General features: G+C 58.2%; 8 protein-coding genes and 1 tRNA gene. 8 read left to right on the plus strand and 1 reads right to left on the minus strand.

What is annotated here, in order from left to right; all coding sequences use genetic code 11:
* Nucleotides 1-435 precede the first annotated feature (435 nt).
* The 7 genes from DBR18_RS04825 to DBR18_RS04855 all read left to right on the plus strand — a co-directional run bounded on the left by DBR18_RS04825 (nucleotide 436) and on the right by DBR18_RS04855 (nucleotide 4,641).
* The gene (locus DBR18_RS04825; RefSeq protein WP_108589448.1) at nucleotides 436-666 is read left to right on the plus strand and encodes a cysteine-rich CWC family protein; all 231 of its coding nucleotides are present in this window, start codon (nucleotides 436-438) and stop codon (nucleotides 664-666) included.
* 33 nt (nucleotides 667-699) lie between these two features.
* Entirely contained in the window at nucleotides 700-1,392 is a 693-nt protein-coding gene (locus DBR18_RS04830; protein ID WP_108589449.1) for a pseudouridine synthase, read from the plus strand.
* Nucleotides 1,393-1,708: 316 nt separating this feature from the next.
* Nucleotides 1,709-2,593 carry an alpha/beta fold hydrolase gene (locus DBR18_RS04835; protein WP_108589450.1) on the plus strand — a complete coding sequence of 295 codons (885 nt, stop codon included), beginning with the start codon at nucleotides 1,709-1,711 and terminating at the stop codon, nucleotides 2,591-2,593.
* 158 nt (nucleotides 2,594-2,751) lie between these two features.
* Nucleotides 2,752-2,825: transfer RNA gene (locus DBR18_RS04840), tRNA-Gly, on the plus strand.
* Between the two features lie 189 nt (nucleotides 2,826-3,014).
* A complete protein-coding gene (locus DBR18_RS04845) occupies nucleotides 3,015-3,554 on the plus strand; it encodes a PAAR domain-containing protein (RefSeq protein WP_108589451.1) in 540 nt (179 codons plus the stop codon).
* Entirely contained in the window at nucleotides 3,554-4,357 is an 804-nt protein-coding gene (locus tag DBR18_RS04850; RefSeq protein WP_371921068.1) for a peptidoglycan recognition family protein, read from the plus strand. The genes DBR18_RS04845 and DBR18_RS04850 overlap by 1 nt, the downstream gene beginning before the upstream one ends.
* Nucleotides 4,354-4,641 (plus strand): hypothetical protein, encoded by a 288-nt coding sequence (locus DBR18_RS04855; RefSeq protein ID WP_108589452.1) that lies wholly within the window; start codon nucleotides 4,354-4,356, stop codon nucleotides 4,639-4,641. The genes DBR18_RS04850 and DBR18_RS04855 overlap by 4 nt, the downstream gene beginning before the upstream one ends.
* Nucleotides 4,642-4,698: 57 nt before the next feature.
* On the opposite strand, the gene DBR18_RS04860 is transcribed toward DBR18_RS04855, so the two are convergent.
* A complete protein-coding gene (locus tag DBR18_RS04860; protein WP_108589453.1) occupies nucleotides 4,699-5,079 on the minus strand; it encodes a DUF6124 family protein in 381 nt (126 codons plus the stop codon).
* 509 nt (nucleotides 5,080-5,588) lie between these two features.
* On the opposite strand from DBR18_RS04860, the gene DBR18_RS04865 reads away from it, so the two are divergent.
* Nucleotides 5,589-6,317 carry a bifunctional 2-polyprenyl-6-hydroxyphenol methylase/3-demethylubiquinol 3-O-methyltransferase UbiG gene (locus DBR18_RS04865; RefSeq protein WP_108589454.1) on the plus strand — a complete coding sequence of 243 codons (729 nt, stop codon included), beginning with the start codon at nucleotides 5,589-5,591 and terminating at the stop codon, nucleotides 6,315-6,317.
* Nucleotides 6,318-6,369 lie beyond the last annotated feature (52 nt).

The following is a 6,369-nucleotide window of genomic DNA, read 5'->3' on the forward strand; positions in this document are numbered from 1 at the left end:
GACAGACCCAGGCCGAGCACCGCTCCCAGCATCACCCGACGCAACAGTTTTGAAGTAACCATGACGGCCTCCTGAAAGACCCACGACCGCAGCAGGACAGCGCAGTCGACACAGTTTTGACTGTCAGGTCCGGGGCGAGTGCCGGTCGCGAAAAAGCTTCAGATCAGCGGTGTCAGTCACACTGAAAATCCTCTGTGGGAGCGGGCTTGCTCGCGAAAGCGGTGGGTCAGTGACGAATCACTGACTGACAGGACGCCTTCGCGAGCAAGCCCGCTCCCACTGTTGGCCTGCGTAATGTCCAACAATGCATCGGTGCCACCACCTTACATGCTGATGACACCTTGCATACCTTGCTGTCCCGGGTCGATCATGTGATGCACTGGGTCAGACAAACTGGCCATAACCGCAATTGCGTGGAAATGCCTTACTCGTCCTATGCCTGATTCCGACACCAAACCCGACCTCTGCCCGGCCTGTGGCGCACGCAACGATTGCACCCTCGCCGACCCGCGCACCGCCGGCCAGGCCTGCTGGTGCTTTGGCGTGAGCATCGACCCCGCCGTGCTTGAAGCGCTACCGGCGGCGCTGCGCGACAAATCCTGCCTGTGTCCGCGTTGCGCTCAAGTGGAGGCGCAACTGCAGGCAGCGGCACGGCCGATCCCGTAAGATACGCAGCCCTTTGTTCGCCGATTCCTGACCATGCGCGTTGACCGTTTTCTCAGCAACCTGCCCCGCTACAACCGTCAGCAGGTTCGCCTGTTGCTGGTGGAAAAGCGCGTGCGCATTGACGGAAAAGTCGTCAGCGACCCGCACAGCGAAGTGCTGGAGTTCAGTCGCGTCGAAGTCGACGAGCAAGTGCTGCAGCCCGGCAAGCCCGCGCGTTATTTCATGCTGCACAAGCCCCAGGGCTGCGTCAGTGCGACCCGCGATCCGCAGCACCCTACCGTCCTCGATCTGATCGATGAGCCGGACAAGGACGACCTGCACATCGCCGGACGCCTGGATTTCAACACCACCGGGCTGATGCTGCTCACCAACGACGGCAACTGGTCGCGACGCCTGACCCAGCCGCAGACCAAACTGCCCAAGGTCTATCACGTCGAAACCGAGCAAGAAATCAGCGCCGAATACGCACTGAAATTCGCCGAAGGCATCTATTTCGCCTTCGAAGACCTCACCACCCAACCGGCGCACCTCCAGGTGCTGGGGCCGAAAGTGGCGCGGCTGAGCATCGTCGAAGGCCGTTACCACCAGGTGAAACGCATGTTCGGTTATTTCGATAACAAAGTGCTGCGCCTGCACCGCGAATCCATCGGCCCGCTACAACTCGACAACGCGCTAAAACCGGGCGAGTACCGGGCTTTGTGCACTGAAGAGATTCATGGGTTCTAAGCCGGCGACCGCTCAGCAGAAGTTGTCGAACAATTTACCAACGGCACTTGCGCGATCTCGCTCTCACTGCTTGAATCAGGACGTCGGCCAAATTGTGACCGATGAGTCACACCGTACATCCAAGCAACCTTTTTGCCGGTAGAGAGCCTCAAGGCTCCACCTCCCCCGGCAAACTGCCCGCCAATAACAATACCCGTCGACCAGAAGTTGCGGATCGACATGGGCCCCAAAACTCCAGGCGTATGCCTACCTGTCACAAAGCTCGTGCAATCTCTGATTGCGCGCATACCCGCTTGCTTGCCAGGAGTCTTATGACATGAGGCCAGAAATCGCTGTGCTGGATATACAGGGTCAGTATCGGGTTTACACGGAGTTCTATCGCGCAGACGCCGCAGAAAAGACCATCATCCTGGTCAACGGCTCGATGGCCACGACTGCGTCGTTTGCTCAGACCGTGAAAAACCTGCACCCGCAATTCAACGTGGTTTGCTATGACCAGCCCTACGCGGGCAAGTCAAAAGTCCACAACCGTCACGAGAAACATCTGACGAAGGAAATCGAAGGGCAGATCCTGCTGGAGCTGGTCGACCACTTCGGCGCCGAGCACGTGCTGTCGTTTTCCTGGGGCGGCGCGGCCACCCTGGTCGCCCTTGCCCACCAGCCAAGGCGCATCGAAAAAGCCGTGATCAGCTCGTTTTCGCCGGTGATCAATGCGCACATGCTCGATTACCTCGAGCGAGGCATCGACTACCTCGGCAGCCGGGATGGCGACCGCGTGGGGCACCTGGTGAACAACACCATCGGCAAGCACTTGCCGTCGCTGTTCAAGCGCTTCAATTACCGCCACGTCAGCAGCCTGGCCGAGCATGAATACGGGCAGATGCACTTTCACATCAACGACGTGTTGCACAGCGATCGCCAGTGCTACCTGAATGCGGCGAAGAAGATCAACGTGCCGGTGCTGTTCCTCAACGGCGAATGGGACGAGTACACCGCCGCCGAAGACGCACGGATATTCGGCAACCACGTGGCGCAAAGCACCTTCACCACGCTGCAGGCCACCGGGCATTTTCTCGACATGGAGCATAAAGCTGCCTGCCGCGACAGCCAGAACGCCCTGCTCGGTTTCCTGAAACCGTCACAGCCGTCGAGTCGAACGCGTTACTCGTTCGTCCAGGATCACCATGCATTGGCCATTTGAAGAGGTGTCGTCGCGAGCGCGTCTGTGGGGCTGAAAAACCCGCGTTGATGACCTGCAGATTCGCCCGCGAATGACCGTTTTCAATGCTGTAACGCGCTGCGGGCAAAAGAAAAACTTCAAATCCGCGCCCGACTCTGGTACAAAGTCAGCCGCTCTGAGCGGGTATAGTTTAGTGGCAAAACGAAAGCTTCCCAAGCTTTAGTTGAGGGTTCGATTCCCTCTACCCGCTCCAATCGATCAGGTCTCACGTTGTCTTTATGACGGGGGATGCAGCAACAGAAAAAACCGGCCCTGATGCCGGTTTTTTTGTGCCTGCGATTTAACCAACAAGCAAATTGATCACGATTGACGCAGGAGCAATTTTTTCAGCCAGTGCTACATTTGTTCGCATGTATCGACCCCGACCAGAAAGGAATCTGTCATGGCGAAACCTGCCGCGCGTGTCTCCGACCCCACGGCCTGCCCCCTTCCGGGGCATGGCACCAATCCAGTTGCGACCGGCTCTCCCGATGTTTTTTTCGATGGGTTGCCCGCTGCGCGCCAAACCGACAAGTGCACCTGCGGCAGTCCGCTGTCGGGCAATCTGTCAGCCACGGTTTTCATCAACGGGTTCAAGGCCGCAACGGTGGGCAGTACCGGCGGTCATGGCGATGCGATCATTTCCGGCTCTGGCACCGTGATCATCGGGAGCACTCACACACCCGCCCCATTCGAACCACCAAAGCCTCTGGCCCTCCAGCAAAGCTTTGGCCAGAGTTTTCTGGTCAGCGACAGCGAAACCGGCGCGCCGCTCGCAAACAGGGCGTTCACCGCCAGTGTCGACGGCGTACAGACACAGGGTGAAACCGACGCCAATGGCATCGCCCACGTCAAAGCGCCTTCCGCAGATTCGAAAATCTCGATTCATGTCAAATTCAAGGCACCGGTTCGCACGCTCGACGAGCTCTCGGAGGGGCTGTAATGGCAGAGAAATTCACCCTGCAACCGTCCGACAACACACCGGACGCCGAAGCGTTCATGTGTCCGACTCCCGGTGTCGTCAAACGCAACTTTCTGACAGAAGCCGCCGCCCAGACGAAAAAGCCCGGCGCGGCCATGTGCCCGGTTCCGATCAGCGTCAACGACCGCGCGGCCACTCGCCAGGCAATCATCGACAAGGTTCGGGCCATGCGTCATACGTTCACCGAACGTTCATCATGGGGCGCACTGAAGGGTAAAAACGGCATGGCCTCCGACTGGGACTACACCATGATCGCCCTGCACCATGCCGGGCGCAGCCACCGTTGCAGTCAGCCCGGGTTGGGCCAGATCCAGGGCATTCAGAAAGAACATGTCGATCAGGGTTATGACGATATCGGCTATCACTATGCAATCGACTGCAACGGTGGCGTGTATGAAGCACGCGACATTCGGTTGCAGGGCTCCAGTGTGCTGAAATTCAACACCGGTTTGATCGGTATCGTGTTGCTGGAAAACCTGACGGAAGCCGATGAAGGCGATGACCTGTTCGCCACAGGGCGGGAAATAGCCGAGTTTGTCGGAGTGAAGACCAGCGACACCGTGTCCGCTGTTCAAATCGATGCGCTGCTCATGTTGATCAGCACGTTGAAAACCGTGTTTCATATCAAACATTTCGGGGGTCACAGGGAATACCCCGGTCAAGCGGCGGAAGGGAAAATATGTCCGGGCAACATCGGTATGGAACTGGTCAGGCAGATTCGCTGGCAAACGGGGTTGCTCCCGCCACCGGCCTCGGCAAAATGAAAAGGCTGCTGGCGCTCGCCCTGTTGTGTCTGCTGGCTGCTCTGAACATCGGTTATTACGAAGCGCTGGAAGATGGCGATGTCGAACGGATTTTTTTCATCAAGAAATATCCGACCTTGCAGATGCGCTTCTACAACATCCACGCCAATGACGGTGAAATCCGCAAGGTGGAAACGCTCAGCGATGAGCAGCGCAAAAAAATCATCGACTATTGCAAATATCGCCTGGGAATAGACACCGCTCTGCTCACTCAGGACGATGTCGAATTGTGCCGGCGCAAGTGATGACTTGAGGGTTTGAAAAACCGGTCTCGTGACCGGTTTTTTTGTGACTGCCACTCGCTATGTTGCCGGATCGACCTTATCGAGTGCCTGATTCACTGCCAGTTCACCCAGCATGACCACTTGGGCGATGCCCAGCAGCGTCTTGCGCCGGGAGCCCTCCAGCAATGCCGCCAATTCGCCGAGCATGACACTGGCCGAACCCAGGGATTCGCTGGCGTTGACCAGCAGGGACTCGGTGTCGGTGGCGGGATTGACCAGGAACATGACGCTGGGCTTGTACGGCGCGGCCATGATCGGTGCAGCCGGATTGAGGTAGTAATCGAGGGCACGCTCGGCGGCTTCATGGAGTTTTCGGGTGTCCATGGCGGCGTAGGGAGACGCGGGATCGACATCCGCAAGCGTTTCGGTTTCAGGAGGGTTGGGTGTTGGTTTTTTCATGGTGTTAATGCCCTGTGTGAAAGTGAGGGCTGACCCGTTCGGTTCCAATCGAAATAGGTGGCAGCCGTACGCAGGTTGGAACCCGGGCCACAGAACAAACCCGACAGACTCGAAGTCTCCCGCGCACAGCTGCCATAACGAAGTGCACACCATAAGGGGCGCAAGCATACGTCATGAAAGATGCTTTTGCGTTCTGCGAAGCCACAGGGGTTCCAATCCCGATCGCTGATTTGCAGCGACCCACACAGGCTAGAGAGCCCACGTCCGACGGACAACCTGAAAACATCGTGGGAATCTTCCCCGCCAATCACACGTTTTTTAAACATCCCGAATCGAAATACGCACCGGACGCACGCCTCTCCTGCGCACGACTTTTGCGCTAGCATTTCTCCAACTTTCACCACCCTCCCCCTGCGCGGCCATCGACGAATACGCGTTTTGACTTTCGAGGGGCTCCATGGCGCGGCCACTGTGCCGCTGATGACCGAACTCAAAAGAGCACTTCCCCCATGACGCAAAACATTTACGACGACCCCGAGTTTTTCCACAGCTACAGCCAGATGAACCGCTCCATCGGCGGTCTTGATGCCGCGCCGGAATGGCCGGCGCTAAGGGCGCTGCTGCCATCGATGCACGATTTGCACGTAGTTGACCTGGGCTGCGGTTATGGCTGGTTCAGCCGCTGGGCCAGTGAGCATGGCGCCGCCAATGTGCTGGGGCTGGATGTCTCGGCAAAGATGCTCGAGCGCGCGCGCGAAACCACTACGGCGGCAAACATCCGCTATGAGCGCGCCGACCTTGAAGACCTCGACCTGCCGGCCTGCAGTTTCGATCTGGCCTACAGCTCGCTGGCGCTGCATTACATCAAGGATCTGCCGGGACTGTTTGCGAACCTTTATGCCGCGTTGAAACCGGGATCACACCTCGTTTTTTCCATCGAACACCCGATCTTCATGGCCCCGCGCACGCCGGGCTGGTTGATCGACAGTGACGGACGCAAGCGTTGGCCACTGGACAGCTATCAGATGGAAGGTGAGCGGGTGACTCACTGGCTGGCCGATGGGGTGATCAAGCAGCACCGCACACTCGGCACCCTGTTGAACACGTTGATAGCGGCCGGTTTTGCCATTCGCCATGTCAACGAATGGGGCCCGAGCGATGCTGAGGTGGCGGCGCAACCGACGCTGGCTGAAGAGCGGGAGCGGCCGATGATGCTGTTGGTGGCGGTGCAGCGCTAATCCGCGCCAGACACATATTGTGGTGAGGGGATTTATCCCCGATGGATTGCTC

Origin of the sequence: Pseudomonas sp. HMWF021 (assembly GCF_003061005.1) — a bacterium.
In the GTDB taxonomy this organism is placed as follows: domain Bacteria; phylum Pseudomonadota; class Gammaproteobacteria; order Pseudomonadales; family Pseudomonadaceae; genus Aquipseudomonas.